The organism is Psychrobacter sp. FME6, from assembly GCF_014861365.1.
Taxonomy (GTDB): Bacteria; Pseudomonadota; Gammaproteobacteria; order Pseudomonadales; family Moraxellaceae; genus Psychrobacter.
The window spans coordinates 1-24,742 of record NZ_RRYW01000034.1; the positions used below are offsets into that span (position 1 = coordinate 1).

Below are 24,742 nucleotides of genomic sequence, written 5' to 3' on the forward strand. Positions count from 1 at the left end.
GTGGCTTGTTGCGTTCAAACTTGGCCTTTGCCATGGGTATTTCCTCTTTTTTTGGGGTCAACCACCTAAAATTTATAACATAATTAAGCGAGTATCGACCACATTAAGATAATTATTAAAAGGGTGCACATACTAATGTGCAGATATTATAAGAAAATTGTCGCCAATAACAAGCCTTTTAACCAATTATTGGCGTATTTCCTATTAACAATATAACGCTAAGCAGTATATTGCTTTTATTTATACAATTTTACTCGTCATCATCTTTAGAGTTGAACTTAGAGATAATGTCAGCAGCAACTGATTTTGGAATCTCAGCATACTTTTGGAATTCCATAGAGTACGTTGCACGGCCTTGTGACATTGAGCGCATTTGCGTGGCATAACCAAACATTTCCGCTAATGGTACTTCAGCACGAATCTGCTTAGTACCGCCAGGCAAGTCTTCCATACCCTGAACCATACCACGACGACGGTTAAGATCGCCCATGATATCGCCCATGTAGTCTTCAGGTGTTTCAACTTCTACTTTCATTACAGGCTCAAGTAGCGCAGGGTTTGCCGCCATGAAACCTTTTCTGAAAGCGATAGAACCAGCCATTTTAAATGATAACTCATCCGAGTCAACATCATGGTAAGAACCATCATACAAAGTCGCTTTTACACCAACGATTGGGTAACCAGCAAGTACGCCGTTTTTCATGCGCTCTTGGATACCTTTATCAACCGCACTGTGGAATTCTTTTGGTACCGTACCACCAACCACTTCTTCAGCGAATTCATATTCGACGTCGCCTGCTGGATCAAGTGGCTCAAGACGTAACCAAACGTGACCAAATTTACCACGACCACCTGTTTGACGGACGAATTTGCCTTCTTGCTCGATGGTTTCACGAATCGTTTCGCGATAAGCAACCTGTGGCGCACCGATGTTGGCTTCAACACCAAACTCACGCTTCATACGGTCAACTAGAATCTCAAGATGCAGCTCACCCATACCACTGATGATCGTCTGACCCGACTCTTCGTCAGTATGTACACGGAATGATGGATCTTCTTTAGCCAAACGACCCAAAGCAATTGACATTTTTTCTTGGTCAGCTTTGGTCTTAGGTTCAACCGCTAGGCTGATAACTGGATCTGGGAATTCCATACGCTCAAGTGTAATGATGTTGCTTTCATCACATAGCGTATCGCCAGTACCCACATCTTTCATGCCAACTAACGCTGCGATATCACCAGTACGAATTTCTTCAAGCTCTTGTTGTGAATCTGCCATCATCTGTACGATACGGCCAACACGCTCACGCTTCATTTTAACAGGGTTGTAAACACTACCACCTTGCTTGATGACACCTGAATAAACACGAACGAAGGTTAAGTTACCAACGAACTTGTCATTCATAATCTTAAATGCAAGCGCTGAAAATGGCTCGTCATCTGAAGATTCACGGAAGCCTTCACTTTCTTCTTTATCGTTCAGGATACCTTTAATAGCAGGTACATCTGTTGGATCTGGAAGATACTGAATAACCGCATCCAACATTCTTTGCACACCTTTGTTTTTAAAGGCAGTACCACAAAGTAGTGGGATGATTTCATTGTTAATGGTTAATTGACGAAGCGCACCATGAATTTGTTCTTCTGACAATTCACCGTTCTCTAAGTACTCTTCCATTAACTCTTCAGTGGCTTCAGCTGCGTTTTCTACCAGATACTCGCGATACTCTTCTGCTTTTTCTTGTAGTTCAGCTGGAATTTCGCGCAAGTCATATTCCATACCTTGAGACGCTTCGTCCCAATAAATGGCTTTCATGCTGACTAGATCAACCACACCTTCAAAGTCGTCTTCTTTACCAATTGGAATAACCAAAGGTACTGGCTTGCCACCTAGACGAGTTTTGATTTGGTCGATAACGCGATAGAAATCTGCACCAACGCGATCCATTTTGTTGACAAATGCAAGACGTGGTACTTTATATTTGTTTGCCTGACGCCATACGGTCTCAGACTGTGGCTGAACGCCGCCTACTGCACAGTAAACCATGCAAGCGCCATCAAGAACACGCATAGAACGTTCAACTTCAATCGTGAAGTCAACGTGACCTGGGGTGTCAATGATATTGATACGGTGTTCGTCGAACTGCTTCGCCATACCTGACCAAAAGCAAGTAGTCGCCGCTGAGGTGATAGTAATACCACGCTCTTGTTCTTGCTCCATCCAATCCATGGTAGCTGCACCGTCATGGGTTTCACCAATCTTGTGACTAACACCGGTATAGAACAAAACACGCTCAGTAGTGGTCGTCTTACCAGCATCAATGTGCGCTGAGATACCAATATTGCGATAGCGCTTTAGGGGAGTTTTACGAGCCATAGTGTTTTCCTAGGAAAAGTCGTGTATATAATAATGAGTTGTGTCTCTACCTCATACTCTATGACAAAGCGTTCAGCTTCGTAATATTACTTACTGATCATTGGACCTAATACGGACAATAAAAGAGCAAATACTAAGAATAGTGCGGCATCAAATCTAGGATGCTCCCTAGTAAACAGTATCGTTTAAGAGGAACATCTTGATAGATATCCGCCATCTCAGCTGCTAATAAGTTAAACTTACTTACAACCGAACGGATGATGGCGGCAATCAATAGAATAAAAACAATGTGCGATTAATTGACCTCAGTCATTAATCTAGAACCACTGTATAACAGCCATTCAAAAAACATCTTAGAAGCGGTAATGAGAGAATGCTTTGTTAGCATCTGCCATGCGGTGAACTTCGTCACGCTTTTTCATAGCAGCGCCTTTGCCATCAGCAGCATCATTCAATTCGCCTGCTAAACGCAAAGCCATTGATTTTTCAGAACGCTTAACAGCAGCTTCAGCTAACCAACGCATAGCCAAGGCGGTACGACGGGAGGGGCGTACTTCCATTGGTACTTGATAGGTTGCACCGCCAACACGGCGAGCTTTCACTTCTACCATTGGGCGTACATTTTCTAAGACTTCTTCAAAGAAAGCGACTGGATCTTCAATCTTGCGCTTTTCACTTACTGTTTCTAGTGCACCATAAACGATACGCTCAGCAGTAGATTTTTTACCATGGCTCATTACATGGTTAATGAATTTTGCAACAGTTTGGCTACCAAACTTAGGATCCGGTAGGATCTCACGGGTAGCAATGACGCGACGTCTTGGCATAATAATAATCCTTTTCTTCAGGAGTGTCTGACATTCACAATCTCGCACCAGTTGTATATTAGGTGGCGTTATATCGAGTTGTCAGTCAGCCTTACTGCATGGCGGTATGTTATAGCAATAAATCATCTACTTAATAAAGTTATCGCTGACACCAGACCCATGCACAGTTAATGGGTGATACAAAAAAGCTCATTTAATAACGGTTAGTTATTAAACTTTAGGCTTCTTAGCACCATATTTAGAGCGACCTTGTTTACGGTCTTTTACGCCTGCGCAATCTAGTGCACCACGAACGGTGTGATAACGTACACCAGGTAGATCTTTTACACGACCACCACGGATAAGAACAACACTGTGCTCTTGTAGGTTATGACCTTCGCCGCCGATGTAGCTTGATACTTCATAGCCTGAAGTCAAACGTACACGACATACTTTACGCATGGCTGAGTTAGGTTTTTTAGGCGTGGTAGTATATACACGAGTACATACACCGCGGCGCTGTGGACACGCTTCCAACGCAGGAACTTTTGACTTTTCCTTGATGGTTTTGCGACCTTTACGAATCAATTGGTTAGTTGTTGCCATAAGGCATCCTTCTCCCGTTTGGTATAAAACAAAAAAATGGGGCAATACACCCTCATCTGACGTTAGTGGCAGATTTCGGAGCACCCATTTTTAGGACAATGTATTATAAAGAGTTGTTGCAGCTATTTCAACCACTTATGAATGGTTTTACTTTACAACATTCGATAGATATGCTTAACGCCTACTACCATACTATTTTATCTGTTGTTAATTTAAAACTAACTAAAAACAGACTACTAAATATGGTATCGAAAGTAACGCTGTGCATAATTTAGATAAGATATTTAGAAATAAATAAACAGCGATTTACAGTGGTTATATGACGATATTATCTTATTTTTCAATAGAAAAAGATACTATCGTCATAATTAAAAACACCTCACACCTTTGAGCAGATTACAGTGTATGAGTTTGCTTTATACAAAATAGAAAAACTAGGCAGGTATCACCGCTCTACTTACTTTGTTTATCGACTGCTTTATCAGTGTCATTTGTGCTTTTTTCAGAGGGTTTGGCGGCACTACCCTTTTTATCACTTTTTTTCTCTGAGGCTTTTTGCTTCTCTGAGACTTTTTGCTTAGTATTCTTTTGTGTCACATTTTCCGGCTTAGCGTCTTTTTTCTCGCTATCTTCTTTGCCACTACTTTTCTTATCTGTTTTTTTAGCTGTTGCTTTTTCTGACTCTATATTAGTGCTTTCGGCAGTATCTTTTGCCTTTGTTTCTTTTTGCTTAGCATCTTCAAGACTTTCAGCGTTTTTAGAGTCCTGCTGCTTGTCTTTATCAGCAGGTTTAGTGACCTCTGCTTCGCTGCTACTGTCATCCGTAATCGCACGATTGGCAAGCTTGGTTTCAGGCGCAAAAGTCGCTTGAGCAACACCAATCACTTCATCGATCAACTGACTGTTGTAGCGCATACCAATGAAGACCGCGGTGAACGGTAATAAGCGGCGCATCCACGATAGATTGATTTGGTCTAAATCAATACCAACCTGACCTGCAATTTTATCGACTTGCTCAGCATAGAAGTTTACGTTGGTGTTTTTTAGGCCCAGATTTTTAAGCTCACTGTGTAGACCGCTGCTTTGTGCATTATCTAGTAAGCCCTTACCGATGCCTATACCTGCTAGCAACGCTTGTTTTTCTTGCATTTTGCTCAAGTCAGCATTGGCAAGCAGCTCATAGGCCATCTTGACACCTTGCTTACCCGTTAGCGGCTTATTGTAGACCGCGCCCAATTGGTAAACGGTACGTAATGAAACCAATAGCAACCACAGCGTATCAGCAAGTAGCCCTGGCAAACCAGCTAAACCTGTAATCCCGCCTAGCGTTGCAAGCGCGCGGTTTTGATTGGCGATGTCGGTTGCCAATGCATAGCGCTGCTCATTATCTAAGCTGGCAATATCGGCAAAGCGATGTTGATTGGGCAGATCAATCTGGCTCCAATTGGCAGCAAGCTTGGCAATCTGAGCAAATGCCCCATCTAACGTCGATTGAAAAAAGCTATTGGGCACCACTTTTTTGGCGTATTTACCATAAGTGGCAAAACGCGGCCCCAATAACTGCTGGGTTGCTTTTAAGGTTTGTTCACGGAATAAGTCTTGCTGATAATCTTCATCGCCTAGGTTAACCGCTTTAAATTGACGCGGTTTACTGGTTTTAGCATTCATACTATCTATGACCGCCCCTACTCGTTCAAGATTATTACGAGTAAAAGAGCCAACGGTGGTGATACTTTTAGAAAGAGTGCTACGCTTTGCCATGATGATATCCTTAATATATGGTTTGGTTATTTATTATAAACTGCTTATTTTTTTAGTATTAATCAGTGTACCATTCTAACGAATAATCAGTCTAAATGTCAGTGCTAACAATGTTATTGCTCTCATCCGTTTTGTATCTAAAAGTATCACTTATTGATGACCGGCCAATTTCTTTAAGATACAACTTTATGATGTGTAGTATAAATATAGGCAGTTCTAAATAAAATCGATACGCCGGTAGCTATGCGCTAGCTGTTATAAAGTAAATCATCTATAAACTGGTTCTATTTTATGACTAACATAGCAGCTTTTACGACGCTCAAAACTGCTAAAACCAATAGGTACTTGTTTTTGAAGATACGCATTATTTTGTGGTTATTTTGCACTTATACAAAGATTTTAGGCTCTTGATACGTTATGATATGCCATAACTCACAGTACAGCTGTACTTCTATTTATAGTTAGCCATTTATAGAGTATATAGGTTTATGATGACCGTTATAATGGCTACAAAATAAGCATTTAATACTCGCGAACCTCTTCGATTAGAACATTCTTAATATTAAAAAGAGAGACGTTTGAGGTTGAATAATAGAAGTCAGTATTCAAAAACGATTGCTAAAGGTAATTCTCCAAAATCGTTACTCATAAGGAATAGAATATGCGCCGCGTTGTTATCACTGGAGCAGGGATTGTCTCTTGTATCGGACATGATTTAGCTACTGTCACCGACTCTCTTAAACAAGGCCGCTCTGGCATTACATTCAATGAATCGTATGCTGAGCACCAATTTAAATCACACCTTAGCGGTAGTATCGATAAATCAGCGCTTGATACCTCAGCTATCGACCGTAAATTAAAACGGTTTTTTAGCGACGCCAGTCTCTATGCCTATGTCAGCGCCTTAAATGCTATTGAGCACGCTGGATTATCACTTGAGACTATTAATAACAATCCGCGTGTGGGCGTAGTAGCAAGTTCAGGCGGCGCCTCAACCGAAAATATCGTCAATGCTATTGATGCGATGCGCGAAAAAGGTCTACGCGGTGTCGGCGCCATGGCTGTACCAAAAACCATGGGCAGCTCGGTATCTGCAGCACTAGCGACGGGTTTAAAAATCCATGGTATTTCCTACTCTCTATCTTCTGCATGTGCCACCTCAACCCATTGTATCGGTCATGCCGCTGAGCTGATCCAGCTAGGCAAGGCGGACGTGGTACTCGCCGGTGGTAGTGAAGCTGAACACTGGACACAGTCTTGTATGTTTGATGCCATGGGCGCAATGAGTACTCAGTATAATGATACGCCGAAACTTGCCTCAAGAGCATATGATAAAGACCGTGATGGCTTTGTGATTGCCGCTGGTGGTGCGATGGTGGTGGTAGAAAGTTTAGAACATGCCCAAGCGCGCGGTGCCAATATTTTAGCCGAAATCGTCGGTTACGGTGCCAGCTCAGACGGTGCAGAAATGGTTGCACCAAGTGGCGAAGGTGCCGTTCGCTGTATGCAGCTAGCCCTTGCTGAAGCAGGATTACAAAGCGTCGATTATATAAATAGTCACGGTACGAGCACGCCATTAGGCGATATCACCGAGCTCAAAGCCATTGCTAAAGTCTTTGGCGATGATGTCAGTCAAGTACCCGCTATTAGCTCGACCAAATCCATGACTGGCCATAGCTTGGGTGCAGTCGGTGCTCAAGAGCTGATTTATTGCTTATTGATGCTAAAAGAAGGCTTTATCACCCCCAGTATCAACATTGAGCAACTCGATCCTGCTGCCGAAGGCTTTGATATTGTCACTGACAAGCGTGACGTTAAGCTCGAAACGCTCATGAGTAATAGCTTTGGCTTTGGCGGCACAAATGCTACCCTCATCATCAAAAAATTTGACGCCTAAATATGGTCGCACCATTTAATCACAAAACTGAGCAGACAGTTTCTGCGCCATCGCCAGCTACCAAACCTAGCTGGCGTTTTGGTGACTTACCTGCCGCAGAACTGATGCCGCCGCTACAGCAATATTTATACGCTCAAGATGCTAAGGCAAACTGGCAATTGGTTTGGCTCAATAACGACGGGCAGCCCATCATTGGCTTATTACCGACAGTAAGCTGGTCCGTTTATTACGGTGCGAATGACCCGCCTCCTTCTGACAAACAAGAAACGCTTTATAAAGTCGAAAAAACTTGCCGCGCCAGCCACCATATTCATCACAGCACCGTCACAACAACCTATATGTGCTACAGTGAATGGCAAGATGAATTGATTGCTTATAGTCAAGCTTATAACATCGATAGTAATAGCAATGACTCACACTCAACATTTAAAACAAATAAAAAACCCAACTATCATCACGGTCTCATCGGTTTTATTGGTTATGATATTGCCGCTCACGAGCTAAGCCCAGCGAGCAACATTGAGCTGGCAGCACAGCCGTGTGCGCTACTTGGACATTATGATATCTATCTAACCCCTAAAAAAAATGATAACTCAGGTTGGCAGTTAGAAGTAAATAGCACGGCTAACGCGTCAAATAAAGATATTGATGAAGAACAAAAAAACAAACTTGTCATAGCCCTTATTGCTTATTTAGATGCGTTAGATAAAAAACTGTCTGATAAACATCCTAATCGAAAAAACATCAACCAAGCGCAACTTGAAACCTCGTCAGCGCCTGCTTCTTTGCTATTAAATGCACGATGGGGCAAGCGTCATTATCAGCAAGCCTTTGGTCAAACGCAAAACTATCTACAGCAAGGCGACTGCTATCAAATCAATCTAACCCAAGAGTGGCAGGGTCGTCTCACTCATACACAATCAACATCGAATATCATCGATTACTTGCCTGCTCTACATCGTAATACACAAGCGCCCTTCGCAGGGTATTTAGCGATTCAACATTTAAATGATAACGCTAATAGTAATAAGCCAGACAATTCTACTGAGCGCACAAGCAGCTTTGAGCTCTTAAGCTGCTCTCCCGAGCTATTTTTCACCTTTATCAAAGACGGTGCCACTGGTAAACACCATATACGTACTAAGCCAATTAAAGGTACGATGCCACGTGGTGCAACTGCTGAGCAGGACAATAACTATAAACAACAACTCATCGATAGTGAAAAAGACCGCGCCGAAAACGTGATGATTGTCGATTTATTGCGGAATGATTTGGGTAAGTATGCCAAGATAGGTAGCGTAAAAGTGCCGCAGTTATTTGCGATTGAAAGCTTTAGCAATGTGCATCATATGGTCAGCACCATTACCGCTGAATTACGCACAGATACTCATCCGCTTGCCGTATTATTTGGCAGCTTGCCCGCAGGCTCAATCACTGGAACACCAAAGAAACGCGCGGTCGAGATTATCTCTGAATTGGAAAACGCCCCACGTGGTGCTTATTGCGGCACCATGGGTTATATGAATTTTGATGGTAGTGGACAATGGAATGTACTAATTCGTACCCTGCAAGCAACCAGCACAGCAGATGATGTAGCAAACAATACGAAGCAAGTCAGTTTATGGGCAGGTGGCGGCATCACTGTCGCTTCTGACTGCGATGCTGAATATCAAGAATGTCTCGATAAAGTGGGTAATTTGCTATCCGTTCTTGCTAAAACAGCTATAGTTCAAATACTTTAAAAGCGCTACGATACTGCGGGTATAGTTTTTTTGCAGCCTCTGTCTGCGTAGGCACAGCAAGCTAGAAAAAACGGTACCTGCAGTACATGATGTAGCGATATTACTTCTCACTGACTATAATACCAAACCCAAAAAATACGATTAGCTGTGTGTTCAAAAACTGCTTAAAGTAGTACAAAAGAGCCTGCTAACATGATGTTAGCAGGCTCTTTTTATTGCTGATAAATATTGTGTCGCTTCAATATTATACCATTCACAAAAATTAGAGTAGCAAGGAAAACGAGTGCAAGTGCTACGCCTTGTAGACTAAACGAGTTTGACACGGCTAATCGTACTTTTTGGGTTTGGTATTACAGTAGAGCCAAACATCAGTTAGCTTCGACACCCTCAATTGCTTGCAACGCTTTTAATGCACTGATCAAACGCTCATGCTGCGACTGCGTGCCGATAGTAATACGCAGGTATTCTTCCACACGAGGCTTCTCGAAATGACGAACAATAATACCCTGTTCGCGCAATGCACTCGCTACAGCACTCGCCTTGCCATCTTTTGGACGGGCAAAGACAAAGTTGGCATGTGATGGCAACACGTCATAACCTAGCGCGGTCAATTCTGCTGTCAACGAGGTGCGTAAATCGATCACTTGCTGACAAGTCTGCTCAAAATACTCAACATCCAACACACTAGCTGTCGCGCCAGTTTGCGCCAACTTATCTAATGGATAGCTATTAAAGCTATTTTTCATCCGGGTTAGCGCCTCAATCAATGAAGCATTACCAAACGCCATACCAACACGCAGTCCAGCCAGCGAGCGTGATTTTGAAAAGGTTTGAGTCACAAGTATATTGTCACACTCATTAATAAGGCTGATGGCTGATAGCTCAGAATCCGTACTGCCTTCTTCTACCTGAGCAAAATCTATATACGCCTCATCAATCACCACCACAGAATTCGAATGCTCGCTGGCAAGTTTACGAATATCAGCAAGCGACAATAATAAACCGGTTGGCGCATTAGGGTTGGCAATGATGATACCGCTACACGGCTGACGATAGGCATCAGGGCTGACACTAAAATCAGCTTCTAGGGCAATTTGTACCAGCTCTACGCCAAATGTCTGCGCATATACAGGATAAAAGCTATAACTAATATCAGGCGCTAAAACGGGGCGTTCCTTTAAGAAAAAACTGGCAAACACTAGCGCCAGCACTTCGTCCGAGCCGTTACCAACGAACACTTGGTTGATATCAAGATTATATAGCTCTGCCAATGCGCCACGCAAATCATCAGATTCAGGCGCAGGATATAAGCGCAGTTCATCCGCTTGCTGCTCTAAGACTTTGGCGATGGCTTCCCCTACTTTTGGTGAGGGCGGAAATGGATTTTCATTGGTGTTTAATTTGCATAAATTATCATGCTGAGGCTGCTCGCCAGGGACGTAAGGTGACAAATTACGCGCTTTAGATGACCAAAGCCTGGTATCTATCTTTAACTCACTCATAAGTTATCCTACTATTAGCCACATAAATTATTAAAAACAGGTTTTAAAAGTACTATCCAAAAGTACCATTTAAAAGTAACTCTCAAAGTATCCAAAACATATTACTGATAACGATAACGGGCTGAACGCGCATGGGCTTCTAAGTCCTCACGCTGCGCTAAAATATCTGCAGTTTCTGCTAACGGCTTACTACCAGATTCAGAACAATAAATAATCGATGATTTCTTCTGAAAATCATAAACGCCCAATGGCGAAGAAAAACGCGCGGTACCCGAGGTTGGCAACACATGATTGGGACCAGCACAATAATCGCCAATCGCCTCTGGTGTATGACGACCCATAAAGATGGCACCAGCATGACGAATGTCATCAAGCAATGCGTCGGGTTCATCGACAGACAATTCTAAATGCTCAGGGGCAACGCGATTAATAACCACCATGCCCTCCTCGCGGTCTTTAACCAATATAAGCGCGCCGCGATTTTTTAGCGAGTCACGGGCGATATCGGCTTTTGGTAATTCTGCCAATGCTTTTTCGATTTCTGCGGCGACTTCTTCAAGTTGCTTACGACTTGTCGTCACAAAGATAGCTTGGGCGATACGGTCATGCTCAGCTTGTGATAATAAGTCCATCGCTAGCCAATCAGCGCGATCTTGCGCCTCGCCTTCTGCATAGACTAATACTTCAGAGGGACCGGCAATCATATCGATGCCCACTTGACCGAATACCGCACGTTTGGCCGCAGCGACATATTTATTGCCCGGTCCGGTGATTTTGTCTACTGCTGGAATAGTTTCAGTACCGTAAGCTAATGCGGCAACCGCTTGTGCGCCACCAATGGTAAAGACGCGATCAACCTTGGCTAAATGCGCCGCTGCCAATACCAATGGATTGAGGACGCCTTTTGGGGCGGGTACCACCATAATAACTTCTTTGACGCCAGCAACTTTAGCAGGGATAGCATTCATTAATACCGAAGACGGATAAGACGCTAGACCGCCTGGTACATAAATACCGACGCGATCAAGTGGTGTGACCTTTTGACCCAAGCGATTACCCAGCTCATCTTCATACTGCCAAGTCTCTTGTACTTGGCGCTCATGAAAAGACTGTACCCGTGTCGCCGCGGTGATCAGTGCCGTTTTGACAGTACCATCAAGATTCAAAAACGCTTCAGCAAGCGCCTCTTTAGACAGCTCTAACTCTTGCATCGTCGTTGCTGGATGCTGATCAAACTGTTGGGTCAGTGCCAGTACCACGCTATCGCCACCATGACGCACGTTAGCAATAATATCATCTACCGTTTTTAGTAACTCAACATCATTGACCGTTTCAAAGGCTAATAATTGTGTCAATTGACTGTCAAAATCGGCATCTTGGGTACTTAACTGGCGCATGATTCCATCCTATGTTTGAGCATAAAATACTGCTAAAAATACACGCTATAAGACCACTTATAAAGAGACATAAAGCGTGTTTGCGGTTCACAAATTTTATGGTTGCTTGTAACTGCTTATTGCATGTTTTCTTATTCAAATGATACTAGGGCATGTCATCAATTAGCACATTTAATCATTTAGTGGTCTTAAAATGGCTAAATTTTGCCAAACATCGTCAAATAACTGGTTAATATCTCGATATTATCTGCGCTATTTTCCTTGTTTGACTACAATTTTGCTCATTTTAAGCCTCACAATCTAAATGATGACACGCCCTAGGCCGTGGCCTAAACTTAATGGTCTAGCAACCAACACAATAAAACCAGTTTAGCACGCTATGTCTATCATAGAGCGCTAAACTGGTTTTAAAATTTGTATAATGGTGCTTGATATTACCAATGATTGTCATCGTTTTATAAAGCACTAATTTATGAGGCGCTGGCAATACTGTCTTTAAAACTATCTAAGATAGGTTCCAGTAGGGCAAATTTGCGTTTATAGCTCACTTGATTGACGATAAGGCGTGAGGACACATCGCAAATATGATCGCGTGCTTCAAGGCCATTGGCACGTAAGGTATTACCCGTATCGACCACATCGACAATCAAATCACCCAAGCCGACCAATGGCGCAAGCTCCATTGAGCCATAAAGCTTAATCACATCTACTTGCTGACCTTGGCTGGCAAAGTAAGCGCGCGCAACATTGACATATTTGGTGGCGATACGCAGACGACGATTGGGTAGTGGCGCATCTTTTACCCCAGCAGTCATCAGCTTACATTGGGCAATCTGCAAATCAAGCAATTCATAAACATGATTGGCGCCGTGCTCGAGCAACACATCTTTACCTGCCACCCCAAAATCCGCTGCACCGTGCTCTACATAAGTAGGTACGTCGCTGGCGCGTAAAATCAATACGCGAACATTAGGATTTGAGGTAGGGAAAATGAGTTTGCGTGACGCTTCAGGGTCTTCTAACAAGTCAACGCCAGCAGCACGTAGCAACGGCATCGTTTCTTCTAAAATACGACCCTTTGACAAGGCCAGTGTTAAACCTGCAAACTCATCATTTACTTCATTTAATAAACCGTTACTTGGTAGGTTGTTGCTTGCTTCAGTCATAATGACTCATATCCGTGTACAGTTGGTATCCCCATCACAGGGAATTTTTTAATTTTGCAATGCTTTAATGCCGTATTTAACTAAGCCATCAAAACTAATCGTTGGTACTAATACGCTCGATATTGACGCCCAGCGCACGCAATTTGTCTTCGACATGCTCATAGCCACGGTCAATATGATAAATGCGGTCGATTAAGCTCTCGCCTTCAGCAGTCGCCGCTGCCATCACTAATGACATAGAGGCACGTAAATCCGTCGCCATAACAGGAGCAGCAGTGAAGTTTTCCACTCCTTTCACAACCGCAGTATGGCCATCGACTTGGATAGAAGCGCCCAAACGATTAAGTTCAGGTACATGCATATAGCGATTCTCAAAGATATTCTCGATGAAAGTACTGGTACCATCGGCAATGCAAGCAATGGCCATTAGCTGCGCTTGCATATCGGTGGGAAAACCAGGATGCGGCTGTGTGCGAATATCAACGGCTTTTGGGCGACCTGTCATCTGCGCGCGAATCCAATCATCACCAGTAGTAATGATTGCACCCATATCTTCAAACTTCTCTAGTACAGGTGATAATAATAGCGCAGAAGTATTTTTGGCCAATACATCACCGCGCGTCATCAACGCCCCAGCAAGGTAAGACCCTGTCTCGATACGATCTGGCACCACTGAATATTCACAACCATGTAGACGTTCAACGCCTTCGATAGTCATGGTTGACGTACCGATACCGCTTATTTTGGCGCCCATGGCAACCAGCATATTGGCCAAATCCACCACTTCTGGCTCCAGCGCGCAATTACCCAACACGGTAGTGCCTTTGGCAAGCGTGGCTGCCATAATCACGTTTTCCGTACCACCAACGGTAACCATGTCAAATGAGAAGTTACAGCCGATTAGCTTGCCGCCTTTTGGTGCTTGCGCTTTCACGTAACCATTCTCTACGCTAATTTCAGCGCCCATGGCCTCAAAGGCTTTTAGATGCTGATCAACAGGACGAGAGCCAATGGCACAACCACCTGGCAAGGAGACTTCGGCTTCCCCAAAACGTGCCAACAATGGCCCAAGCACTAAAATTGAGGCACGCATAGTTTTGACCAAATCATACGGCGCATAAAAGTTATCGATACTCTTGGTATCGCAAGTAACGGTATCGTCTTGTTTTTGGATATTGATACCCATGCCACCGATCAATTTAATCAAGGTACGCACATCTTGTAGCGATGGTACATTGTGCAGTGTCGTCGGCGTCTCAGCCAATATCATCGCCGCAAGTAACGGCAACGCGGCATTTTTGGCGCCTGAGATAGTAACTTCCCCTGCGATACGACTGCTACCGGTGATTAAAAATTGATCCATAAAGGTGACAACCTAGCAATGAGTATAAAAAAGTATGAAAACCAGTAGTTATAGACCAGCAAAAAATTGCCAGTGACACAAATCTAGTCAGATATAAAAAGTATTAGCCTTGCGATTGAACTTCCCATTCAGCAGGCGTTAATGCTTGAATATTAAGCGCATGGATATCACCGCTCGCAATTTTATCATTAACCAGCGCGTAGACGGCTTGCTGACGTTGAACGGCGCGTTTGCCTTCGAAACTGGCATCAACCACGCGTACATCAAATTTCGTACCTTGGTTGGCAGCTTGAATAAAAGCGTCTGGGAAGTGAGTTTGTAAAAATGCGATCAAATCGTCAGCGTTCATGCTCATAAAGTATTCTGCCTTAAAGGTTAAGATAGGGTATAGATTTAAAGTGACAACATTATAACAAGAGTTTAAGCATCTTACAGTACTGTCTTACGTAACTGCGCTTAACTATTCATGGATGAATAGCATTAGAGCGCTTTATCCAAGTACGCCAATACCTGAGCACGCACATCATTGATCCAACGCAGTGGTGGCGCCATCGCACCAATACTGGTGGCATGACTGGCTCCTTCGATGTCACCTGTTTCCACGCTAACCCCTGCATCTTTTAAAGCCTGTGTCATTTTAATGGTGTTGGTCACGTGGACAATCTTATCTTTTTCGGCAGTCAACAATAAGTAGGGTGGCTGCTCGCCTTTTATTTGACGGTCTGGCATGACGTCGTCTGGTGTGGCATCGGCAGCAAAAGCTGTCGAACTATCAAATTTTCGGAAGTCATAACTATAAGGACCAGCAATACCAATGACTGTCGCGATATCTGTTGGCTTTATACCATAAGGGGCCAAAAAGTCTTCATTAGCGACCGCTGCAACCGCGTTAAATGCACCAGAAGAATGCCCGACAACCGCCAATCGCTTAGGATCAGCATGCAGGCTGGTCGCATTATCGATACTCCAAGCAATCGCTTGTGCCGCATCTTCTACATAGTCAGGATACACATGCTCAGGTGCTTTACGGTAATTAATCACCGCCGTGACATAGCCGGCTTGTGCCAAACTTTGACCGACAAAGGCATATTGATCTTTATTACCATTCTCCCACGAGCCACCGTGAACAAAAACTACCATGGGATAGCTACCAGTAATAGTACTCTCGGCTTTCATGGCTTTCGTTAAAGATTTGGGGTAATAAACATCCAAGTCTTGCAATGGTTCATCGCCATATAGAATATTTTTGCTCACACCCACACCGCCACTTGAGGTAATACCATTGACGATAGCAAGTGGTGATAACGCTTGGGCCTGCTGGGTAGCCAGCACAATTCCACCAACTGCTAGTACGGTGGTAATACCTGTGCTGATAAGTTTGGGCGTGCTTGTCTTAGTTGTTTGTGTCGCTGTACTTACATCCTTCATCGCCAGTATCCCTATTATATTTATATATTGACCCACCATTTATCGCATTACGACTATAGCATCACGACAGTCTATTTATAAAAACCCATCTGACACTGTCATTCGATATTGTGCTGGCACGTCTACTGCACTATTTTATTTTTACTGGCTTCTATCTTACTGGCTAGATAAGGACTTTTCGTGTTTTTCCTGTTAGTGCTGTTTAGGCTTATTGTCATAAATACCATACGACCCTAACCACAATCAGCCTCTAAAACTCTATTTGAGTGCTCAAATCGCTTAGCTTAGCTAAACTAAATCACACTATTGAATAGTCGTTGTTTACTGATCTTGGTAAAGGTCAATATATGAGCTAGATGAGGGTTGATCGACTGGCTCCCCTTCTTCTGTGATGACAATGGGTGTCGCCGTATTAGCAGTATTATTTTCTACAGATTTATTCAGGCTGGGGCTAGCACTCGCATCAGCCACTGCCTCAGAATTGCCCAAATCATTCTCATACATGATATCGTCTTCGCTTATCTTTACCCCTCTATCATCGACGACGGTGGTCAGCAATACCAGCTCCGTCACACCAACGGTGCTATTGGCAATATCAATCAAATGGCTTTGCTGCGTTGGGGTCATACGCCCCATGATATAGACCACACCATTATTAGTGACAGCTTTAACCTGTGAGGCTTTGACCCCACTATTAGCAGCGACCTTTGCCAGCAGCTTTGAAGTAATATAACCATCATGGACGGTCGAGCTATAGCCTTTTGAAGCACTGACATTCATCTCGTTATAGACACGGCGTACATCTGGCATCGAGCTGACAACTTTTTCAACTTCTGCTTTGATTGCCTCGGTAGGTACTTCGCCTGTCAATAGAACTTCGCTATTAAAGCTATCAATACCCATGCGGCTGGTTTGCTGCAAATCTTCTTTGAGGCCATAGACATTGATTTTGACCGTATGTTCGATACTGCGATCGAGCAATCGCTGCGGAATGGTACGCTCCGTCATCGGTACGCCATAATTACCTTCTGTACTATTGGTTAAATAGTTGGTGGTACAACCAGTGGTGACGATGCTGGCCATTAGCATAACACCAGTCACCGTACGACGTGTTGAGCCAACTATAGCAGTGCGCAAATGCATCCGTGTCATGACTTACCTCTTGAAACATGGTTGATAATGTAGAACATGATTGACAATAATGACGATTGATAGCTGTAGCGTTTATAAAAATCGTGCTTACGTTAATAATTTTAATTCAGCTACTTTACTTAATTTTTATGGTAGATAGTTAGGCTTTTGGTAACGATACCTTGATGCAAAGATGCTGATTGTTATTTCGCTGTCAGTCAAAAAATAAAGGCAATCAACTACCATGCTGCGCTTATAAAAGCGCCTTGTAGCCATTCTGGTGGTTCATTTTTCTTATTGTTTTTATCAGTGGTATTATAGGCAATCACATCAAACCGGCATTCACAGTTATGATATGTGGGATGTTGCTGCAAAAAATAGCGCGCCACCTTGATAATTTTACGTTGTTTGCTTGGCGTCACGCTGACTGCGGCATCACCAAAGTTTGAACGCTGTCTTTGACGCACTTCGATAAATACCAGTGTCGACCACGCCGACCCTTTTTCTACCATCACTAAGTCCAGCTCACCCACTTTTGGCTGTTGCCAGTTTTGCGCAACCAATACCAACCCTTGCGCCTGTAAAAACTCACACGCCTGTTGTTCAAACAGACTGCCTTGGCGCTGCTTTGGTGAAGTAAGGGCTAAAGGTTTATGGTTCGCCATGAGGTTTGTTAGTCTGTTTAACATTTCAGAATTATCATAGCACATCATGCTAAACTAACCACTTTCGCGCCCTCCATCTTTTATCTGTCGGCCATTTTGTCACTTGCTCCTTGACTGAGTCAGAGGACAGATAATGTCAGTATGGATAGTAGTGTCATCTTATTTTTTTAATTCCCGCTTTTAATACTCCGAGGTTTTCATGTCTAGCCCTACCGCGATGCCAGCTTGTCTATATATCATCGCTACGCCGATTGGTAATCTTAGCGACATGACGCCACATGCGATTGACGTCTTAAAGCAGGTTGCCATCATTGCCTGTGAGGATACGCGAACGTCAGGCAAGCTACTGTCACATTTTGGCATCGAGACCAAAGGCAGTAAAGCTGACGACGCTAAAAACCCAGCAACCCATCACATCGAAAATGGTGATGCAGATGACGCTGATACAGCAGTGAAGCAAAAAGGACATAATAAACTGTGGGCATATCATGAACACAATAGCGCGATTCAAACGCCCAAAATTATCGAGATGATCGAGCAAGGTCATTCGGTCGCTCTGATTAGTGATGCTGGTACGCCACTGGTCAGTGACCCAGGTTATCAATTGGTGCAAGCGGCACATACTGCAGGCGTTCGAGTATCACCTATCGTTGGCGCGTCTGCTGCCATTGCTGCGCTCTCGGTTGCAGGACTGCCCTCAGACCGTTTTAGCTTTATTGGTTTTTTACCAGCAAAAACTCATGGACGCCAAAAGCAACTGTCTGCTCTAAACTCACGTACTGAAACGCTGATATTTTATGAAGCCCCGCATCGCATTATCGCCAGTTTAGAAGATATGGCAACGATATTTGGTGCCGAGCGCGAAGTCACGTTTTGTCGTGAACTGACCAAAACCTTTGAGACGGTACATAAGAGTACGTTGGGTGATTTGGTTGAGTTTGTCAAAGCAGATGACAATCAACAGCGTGGTGAAATAGTGGTGGTGGTCGCTGGCGTTAATGTGGCGCAGGATTCGGACGATATCAGTATTCACGATACATTATTGAAGCGCTTACTAGAAGATTTATCGGTTAAAAAATCCGCTTCCTTGGCCGCCGATATTACTGGCGTAAAAAAGAACGCACTATATCAGCGGTTGCTTGAGCTACAACAAGCTGAATGATTTTTAACTATCAAGAATAGACGTTTATCACTTAATTGAGGAGACATAAGCAATGTACAATGTAATGGCGATAGGGAATGCTTTGGTTGACCACGAATATATGTTGTCAGATGCCGCGCTTGAAGAAACAGATTTGACCAAAGGCAATATGACGCTGGCAGGTATCGAAGAGCAGCAGCAGTTGTTGGCTTATTTTAAGCTTGCAGACATTGAACCATCAAAGCAAGCGGGCGGCGGTTCAGCTGCCAATACCATGTATGCTTTTGCAAGCTTGGGCGGCAAACCTTTTTACGCCTGCCGTGTTGGTGATGACCAGCAAGGGGAGTTTTACCTAAAAGACTTACATGAAGGCGGCGTTGCGACGTCAGAAAAATCCATCCATGCCGGTGGAGTAACTGGCTCGTGCGTGGTCGCAGTGACCGAAGATGGCGAACGTACCATGCAGACTTTTCTTGGTACCTCAAGCGATATTACTGCTGATAACGTCGATTTTGATGCGCTAACCCAAGCAGATTGGTTATATCTAGAAGGCTATCTAGCCATGTCTGAAGGTATCCAGCCAGCGATGACCCAATTGCGCCAACAAGCAGGCATTCATGGTGCAAAAATCGCCGTGAGTTTTGCCGATCCAGCCGTAGTGAAGTTTGCCAAAGAAGGCTTACTTAACATGCTCGGCAATAAAGTCGCGGTGATATTTTGTAATAGCGAAGAAGCAAAGTTATTCACCGATAAAAAGCAACATAAGGCAGCGGCGCGGGCGCTACTTGAGCATTGCCAAACGGCCGTGGTTACCGATGGTGCCAATGGTGCCATCATCGCCCATCAACCAAATGGTGAGACAGATATTGAAATCCATCAAGTTCCTACCCCAGCCGTTACCAATGTGATCGATACCAATGGCGCAGGCGATAACTATTCTGGCGCTTTTTTATACGCTTTATCGCAGCAATACAGCTTGCCAGAATGTGGTCGTCTTGCCAGCGAAGTAGCGGCACAGGTGATTCAACAGTTCGGGCCGCGCTTGGCCTCAAAAGATTATAAAGATATCGCTCAGCGTGTCCTATCAGCCTAGGGCATATTTTTGCTTTTGACCCTGAATAAAAAAGCCCATATCAATGATATGGGCTTTTTATTTACTGAATAGTTATGTTTTTAATTTAGCAAAAAATTGCACCTTAAGCTGAGGCTAACGCTTGCTCTAAATCGGCTTTGATATCTTCGATGTGCTCGATACCAATCGATAAACGCACCATGTCCGTACTGACGCCGGCGTTTTCAAGCTCTTGCTCATTAAGCTGACGATGGGTCGTCGTTGCTGGATGACAAGCCAAAGATTTAGCATCACCAATATTAACCAGACGGGTAATCAGCTGCAACGCATCGATAAAGCGTGCCCCTGCTTCAAGGCCACCTTTGACGCCAAAGGTTAAAATAGCAGACGGCGTGCCTTTCATGTATTTCTTAGCAAGTTCATGCTCAGGATGATCAGGCAGACCAGCGTACTTCACCCAATCGACCTTGTCATGGTCACGTAGGTATTCTGCGACGGCTTGGGCGTTTTCGACATGACGCTCCATACGCAGACTTAACGTCTCCATGCCTTGCAAAATACCAAAGGCATTAAGCGGGCTAAGTGCCGCGCCAGTATTACGCAGCGGTGCCACGCGAGCACGGGCGATAAATGCCGCCGCGCCAACGTCTTGGACGAAGTTTACGCCATGATAGCTGGCATCGGGGGTATTTAATAGTGGGAAACGCTCAGGATAATCGCCCCAAGGGAAAGTTCCGCTATCCACAATCGCTCCGCCTATCGAGGTACCAGTACCACTCATATATTTGGTCAAGGAATGAATAACGATGTCAGCACCGAACTCGAACGGACGACACAGTGCAGGCGTGGCGACCGTACTATCAATCACCACTGGTACACCATATTCATGAGCGATATCACTCAGGGCTTGGATATCAACGATGTTGCCGAGCGGATTACCGATACTTTCGGCAAAGACCATTTTGGTCTTATCATCGATTAAATTGCGAATCGCTTCAGGATCCTTGTGGTCAAAAAAACGTACTTCGATACCTTGACGTGGCAGTCCATGAGCAAATAAATTATAAGTGCCACCATATAGCGTCGATACCGCGACGATATTATCGCCCGCTTCACATATAGTCTGAATCGCATAAGTGATGGCCGCCATACCAGAAGCCACGGCAAGTGCACCTATGCCGCCTTCCAGCGCGGCAACGCGTTCTTCTAGCACTGCGTTGGTCGGGTTCATGATACGAGTATAAATATTACCTGCGACCTTTAAATCAAACAGATCAGCACCGTGCTGGGTGTTATCAAAAGCATACGAGCTGGTATGATAAATAGGTACCGCGACCGCTTTGGTAGTTGGTTCAACACTATAACCGGCATGAATCGCCAAGGTCTCTAGGCGTGGAGTACTTTCTGTTTGCTTAGCTGGTTGTCCGTCACTCATATTGCGCTCCTAAAATTCAATTTTCTATTAAATAAATATTCGATGATTAAAAGATGCTTTAAAACATTCAGATTACAACTTATATGAAAGCACCTATCGCTGAACGATAGATATAAAAAAAGCTGAGTTAATCATAACCCAGCTTCTTTATTAAAAGAATAGCAAATATCTCATCTCTTAATGACAAATAGTCATAAGCAATGAAACTAATAAGCATATTCATAGGCGATATCGTCATTACTTTTATAACAACTCATCGGTATTTATTTGTAGTAAGCATTCTCAGTACGGGTGTGGTCAGTCTCATCAATCACTTGGGTCAGCTCTGGAATTTGTTGTTTAAGCTGCACTTCAACCCCTTGACGCAAGGTCATATCAACCGCCGAACACCCTTGGCAACCACCACCGAATTTCAATACAGCAGTCAAGCCAACGCCTTCTTCATCAATCAGTTCAAGTAATTGGACATCGCCACCATGGGCCGCCAAGCTTGGATTAATCTCAGACTGCAAGACATAGTTGATACGTTCTTCGACACTGGCATCGGCACCAACTTTTGGCACTTTTGAGTTCGGCGCACGGAATGTCAACTGACCACCAAAACGGTCTTTATTATAGTCAATCACCGCATCTTCTAGGTAAGGCACTGATGCCGCTTCAATAAAAGCAGAGAAGTCATCGTAGCTGAATTTCAAATCAGCACTGTCTTCTTCGCCCGGCTGGTTATAAGCCATACAGCATTCTGCGCGCGGTGTACCCGGATGCTCAACGAAAATACGCACGCCGATACCATCGGTATCTTGTTTAGACAACAAGTCTGCCAAATAACCTTGCGCGGCCTCAGTGATGGTAATGTTGCTTTTTGCATCACTTTGCTCAGTATCTAACGCTGACTCGTAATCGGCAGCAGGTTCTACTTGAGTATCAGTTGGATTGTGTTCACTCATAATGCTTCCTATGTGTTATGACACAAACGCTATATCTGTTATGGCTACTGTGTCGTGAATTTGGTTATCTTGAGTATTTGAACGAATATAAATCGGCATAAATTACAGGGGCTACCCATCACTACGGTCTGTCACTTTACTGCTTTTGATGACGTTGTTCTTCACACTACTCTTAACGCTGTTATTAAGATATTGATCAGTTTATAAAAGCTATTATACCGCACTCAGACGATAATTCCGACCGCGCTACTGTGAATTAAACCAGGACGGTAGTGAATAACTGCTATCGGTTTTTTTAATGGCATTGAATATCTGATTTTCTAATAAATTTACTTATAAAAGCCACTTGAGCCGTATAAGCATAAAAGTTGCGTGTTGACCCATGCCAAGATTGATACATCCCTTCCTATATAAAGACAGCTCACATGCTTATCAAGTCACTCAACCAAGTCACTCAACCAAGTCACTCAACCAAGTCACCTAACTAAGTCACCTAACTAAGTCACTAAAATAGTTGATCAATACAAATTCAGCGCACAACCACTTTTAAATACCTCATCTACAGACCTCATCAAAAAGCAGCTTGCTTTATTATGTAATTTTATATATTATAATTAAGTATAGTAAATTATTTAATCTATTGGTATCTGTTGCAGTTTTAAAACTATCGATTCAATGGCTATCACCTATCAGGAGCATTTCATGAGTAAATCTTTTAAAGACATCACCAAACACGTTTCAACCAATATGGCAAAACTACATAAGCATATCCCTGAGACCACCAAAGCATTCTCGCAGCTTGGTGCCACAGCAACGGCTGACGGCGTATTGGATAAAAAGACCAAAGAGCTTATTGCCTTAGCATTAGCAGTTGGCGCACGTTGCGATGCTTGTATTGGTTTTCATACCAAAGCTTTAGTGCAGCTTGGCGCGACAGAAGAGGAAGTCGCGGAAACATTAGGCATGTGCATCTATATGGGTGGCGGTCCTTCGATGATGTATGCCGCTGAAGCGGTCGCTTCATTCAACGAGTTTAGTAAAGAAAGCTAATTTTAATGACTGCTTAAACTCACTATGTATAACACTGCCAATGGTTAAATAACTGTTGGCAGTTTTTTATGCTTATTATTGTTATGCTGGAGTAAGTTCTTATTCAAGGAATGGCGATAAAACTCATCTAACAGCTGAGTTATGCTATAACTCAGCAAATATTTATTGACGACTTTATTAAAAATGAACCACATTAATAGAGACTTATTTTATGACAATACAAACACTAAATTTAGTGGACACCAAAGATGGCGAACAAGTCGCCGTTTGGAAAATTGTAGCTGACACAAAAGATTGCACAATAACAGACACACCCACAGAAACTCTAGCCACCAATAAATCGACAATAAAAACCCAAAATATATTTTTGACCCATGGGACTTTTTCGGACAAACAAACCTGCCTAAAAATCGCCGAGTATCTCGCCAGCTTTGGTCATCATTGCTACATTATGGAGTGGCGCAGTCATGGTAATAGCTCGATAGCAAAAGAAAAGTTTAATTTCGAAACCGTTGCGACCTATGACTATGAAGCGACCTTCCGTTATTTCTTTGACACCTTAAAACTTAACAATCTACACTGCGTTACCCATAGCGGCGGCGGTGTTGGCTTAACCATATTTTTAATCCAAAACCCAGGTTATATCGATAACATAAACAGCATCACCCTGTTTGCTTGCCAAGCCTATGCTGCCGCAATAAAACCGATAAACCACACTAAAATTCTCAGCGCCAAACTATTTACGCGTCTGCTTGGTCATATTCCTGCCAAAAAACTCAAAATAGGACCCTTTAACGAGAGTTATTATACGATGAGTCAGTGGTTTGACTGGAATCTACACCATCACTTTAAAAGCAGTTTTATAAAAAAAAGTGCGATGGATAATGGTTCTTTTAATAAAGACGCGATAAATAAAGCTTATCTTCATAACCATAAAGTAAATAACCACATAACTCAGCAAGATAGCGCTGACGACAGTTATTTTGATTATCGGCATCATATGCCAAAAATCACCATTCCTATTTATGCCATTAGTGCTAAAGGCGACAAGTTCATCTCCCCTACCACTGGTTGTCAGCTGTTTTTTGACGACTTTAAAAACCCATCTAACGTCTTTCGAGAGTACGCGCTCAGTCACGGTGATTTAGATGATTATACGCATAGCCGCATTATGGTTAGTCGTCACGCTGCCACAGAGATCTGGCCAACCGTTACCGCGTGGATTGAAAAATATGCCAATTAAAGATACCGACCTA

The 24,742-nt window shown here is 43.5% G+C and carries 20 protein-coding genes; 6 read left to right on the forward strand and 14 right to left on the reverse strand.

Annotated features, from left to right (window positions below; translation table 11 throughout):
• Window positions 1–250: 250 nt before the first annotated feature.
• The 4 genes from fusA to EI162_RS06755 form a co-directional block, all read right to left on the reverse strand.
• A complete protein-coding gene (gene fusA, locus EI162_RS06740) occupies window positions 251–2,377 on the reverse strand; it encodes an elongation factor G (protein WP_192523617.1) in 2,127 nt (708 codons plus the stop codon).
• Between the two features lie 353 nt (window positions 2,378–2,730).
• Complete coding sequence (gene rpsG, locus EI162_RS06745) at window positions 2,731–3,204, reverse strand: 30S ribosomal protein S7 (RefSeq protein ID WP_192523618.1); 474 nt, start codon at window positions 3,202–3,204, stop codon at window positions 2,731–2,733.
• Window positions 3,205–3,414: 210 nt separating this feature from the next.
• A complete protein-coding gene (gene rpsL / locus EI162_RS06750) occupies window positions 3,415–3,789 on the reverse strand; it encodes a 30S ribosomal protein S12 (protein WP_011281154.1) in 375 nt (124 codons plus the stop codon).
• Between the two features lie 453 nt (window positions 3,790–4,242).
• A complete protein-coding gene (locus tag EI162_RS06755; RefSeq protein WP_192523619.1) occupies window positions 4,243–5,550 on the reverse strand; it encodes an EcsC family protein in 1,308 nt (435 codons plus the stop codon).
• Window positions 5,551–6,211: 661 nt separating this feature from the next.
• Between EI162_RS06755 and EI162_RS06760 the strand changes: the two genes are divergently transcribed.
• Together EI162_RS06760 and EI162_RS06765 are read left to right on the forward strand one after the other, a co-directional pair.
• Entirely contained in the window at window positions 6,212–7,447 is a 1,236-nt protein-coding gene (locus EI162_RS06760) for a beta-ketoacyl-ACP synthase II (protein WP_192523620.1), read from the forward strand.
• Window positions 7,448–7,449: 2 nt separating this feature from the next.
• Entirely contained in the window at window positions 7,450–9,189 is a 1,740-nt protein-coding gene (locus tag EI162_RS06765) for an anthranilate synthase component I family protein (RefSeq protein WP_192523621.1), read from the forward strand.
• A gap of 368 nt (window positions 9,190–9,557) precedes the next feature.
• Here EI162_RS06765 and hisC read toward each other — a convergent pair whose 3' ends face one another.
• The 8 genes from hisC to EI162_RS06805 all read right to left on the reverse strand — a co-directional run bounded on the left by hisC (window position 9,558) and on the right by EI162_RS06805 (window position 17,889).
• The gene (gene hisC, locus EI162_RS06770; RefSeq protein WP_192523622.1) at window positions 9,558–10,691 is read right to left on the reverse strand and encodes a histidinol-phosphate transaminase; all 1,134 of its coding nucleotides are present in this window, start codon (window positions 10,689–10,691) and stop codon (window positions 9,558–9,560) included.
• Window positions 10,692–10,792: 101 nt separating this feature from the next.
• A complete protein-coding gene (gene hisD, locus EI162_RS06775; RefSeq protein ID WP_192523623.1) occupies window positions 10,793–12,088 on the reverse strand; it encodes a histidinol dehydrogenase in 1,296 nt (431 codons plus the stop codon).
• A gap of 470 nt (window positions 12,089–12,558) precedes the next feature.
• On the reverse strand, window positions 12,559–13,254 hold the full coding sequence (gene hisG, locus EI162_RS06780; RefSeq protein WP_192523624.1) for an ATP phosphoribosyltransferase: 696 nt from the start codon (window positions 13,252–13,254) through the stop codon (window positions 12,559–12,561).
• Between the two features lie 94 nt (window positions 13,255–13,348).
• Window positions 13,349–14,617, reverse strand: coding sequence for a UDP-N-acetylglucosamine 1-carboxyvinyltransferase (gene murA, locus EI162_RS06785; RefSeq protein WP_192523625.1), 1,269 nt, complete (start codon window positions 14,615–14,617; stop codon window positions 13,349–13,351).
• A 103-nt stretch (window positions 14,618–14,720) separates the two neighbouring features.
• On the reverse strand, window positions 14,721–14,972 hold the full coding sequence (locus EI162_RS06790; RefSeq protein WP_318779297.1) for a BolA family protein: 252 nt from the start codon (window positions 14,970–14,972) through the stop codon (window positions 14,721–14,723).
• Window positions 14,973–15,097: 125 nt separating this feature from the next.
• The gene (locus EI162_RS06795; protein WP_192523626.1) at window positions 15,098–16,045 is read right to left on the reverse strand and encodes an alpha/beta hydrolase; all 948 of its coding nucleotides are present in this window, start codon (window positions 16,043–16,045) and stop codon (window positions 15,098–15,100) included.
• Window positions 16,046–16,366: 321 nt separating this feature from the next.
• A complete protein-coding gene (locus EI162_RS06800) occupies window positions 16,367–17,197 on the reverse strand; it encodes a BON domain-containing protein (RefSeq protein WP_192523627.1) in 831 nt (276 codons plus the stop codon).
• A 218-nt stretch (window positions 17,198–17,415) separates the two neighbouring features.
• Entirely contained in the window at window positions 17,416–17,889 is a 474-nt protein-coding gene (locus EI162_RS06805) for a YraN family protein (protein ID WP_192523628.1), read from the reverse strand.
• A gap of 151 nt (window positions 17,890–18,040) precedes the next feature.
• Between EI162_RS06805 and rsmI the strand changes: the two genes are divergently transcribed.
• Both rsmI and EI162_RS06815 read left to right on the forward strand, forming a co-directional pair.
• Window positions 18,041–19,003 (forward strand): 16S rRNA (cytidine(1402)-2'-O)-methyltransferase, encoded by a 963-nt coding sequence (gene rsmI / locus EI162_RS06810; RefSeq protein ID WP_192523629.1) that lies wholly within the window; start codon window positions 18,041–18,043, stop codon window positions 19,001–19,003.
• Between the two features lie 52 nt (window positions 19,004–19,055).
• Entirely contained in the window at window positions 19,056–20,075 is a 1,020-nt protein-coding gene (locus EI162_RS06815) for an adenosine kinase (protein WP_192523630.1), read from the forward strand.
• A gap of 103 nt (window positions 20,076–20,178) precedes the next feature.
• Here EI162_RS06815 and EI162_RS06820 read toward each other — a convergent pair whose 3' ends face one another.
• Both EI162_RS06820 and nfuA read right to left on the reverse strand, forming a co-directional pair.
• Window positions 20,179–21,489 carry an O-acetylhomoserine aminocarboxypropyltransferase/cysteine synthase family protein gene (locus tag EI162_RS06820; RefSeq protein ID WP_192523631.1) on the reverse strand — a complete coding sequence of 437 codons (1,311 nt, stop codon included), beginning with the start codon at window positions 21,487–21,489 and terminating at the stop codon, window positions 20,179–20,181.
• A gap of 263 nt (window positions 21,490–21,752) precedes the next feature.
• Window positions 21,753–22,436, reverse strand: a complete 684-nt coding sequence (gene nfuA / locus EI162_RS06825) for a Fe-S biogenesis protein NfuA (protein WP_192523632.1) — start codon at window positions 22,434–22,436, stop codon at window positions 21,753–21,755.
• A gap of 702 nt (window positions 22,437–23,138) precedes the next feature.
• Here nfuA and EI162_RS06830 point away from each other — a divergent pair.
• The gene (locus tag EI162_RS06830) at window positions 23,139–23,486 is read left to right on the forward strand and encodes a carboxymuconolactone decarboxylase family protein (protein ID WP_192523633.1); all 348 of its coding nucleotides are present in this window, start codon (window positions 23,139–23,141) and stop codon (window positions 23,484–23,486) included.
• A gap of 211 nt (window positions 23,487–23,697) precedes the next feature.
• Window positions 23,698–24,729: an alpha/beta fold hydrolase gene (locus EI162_RS06835; RefSeq protein ID WP_192523634.1), complete on the forward strand. Its 1,032-nt coding sequence runs from the start codon at window positions 23,698–23,700 to the stop codon at window positions 24,727–24,729.
• Window positions 24,730–24,742 lie beyond the last annotated feature (13 nt).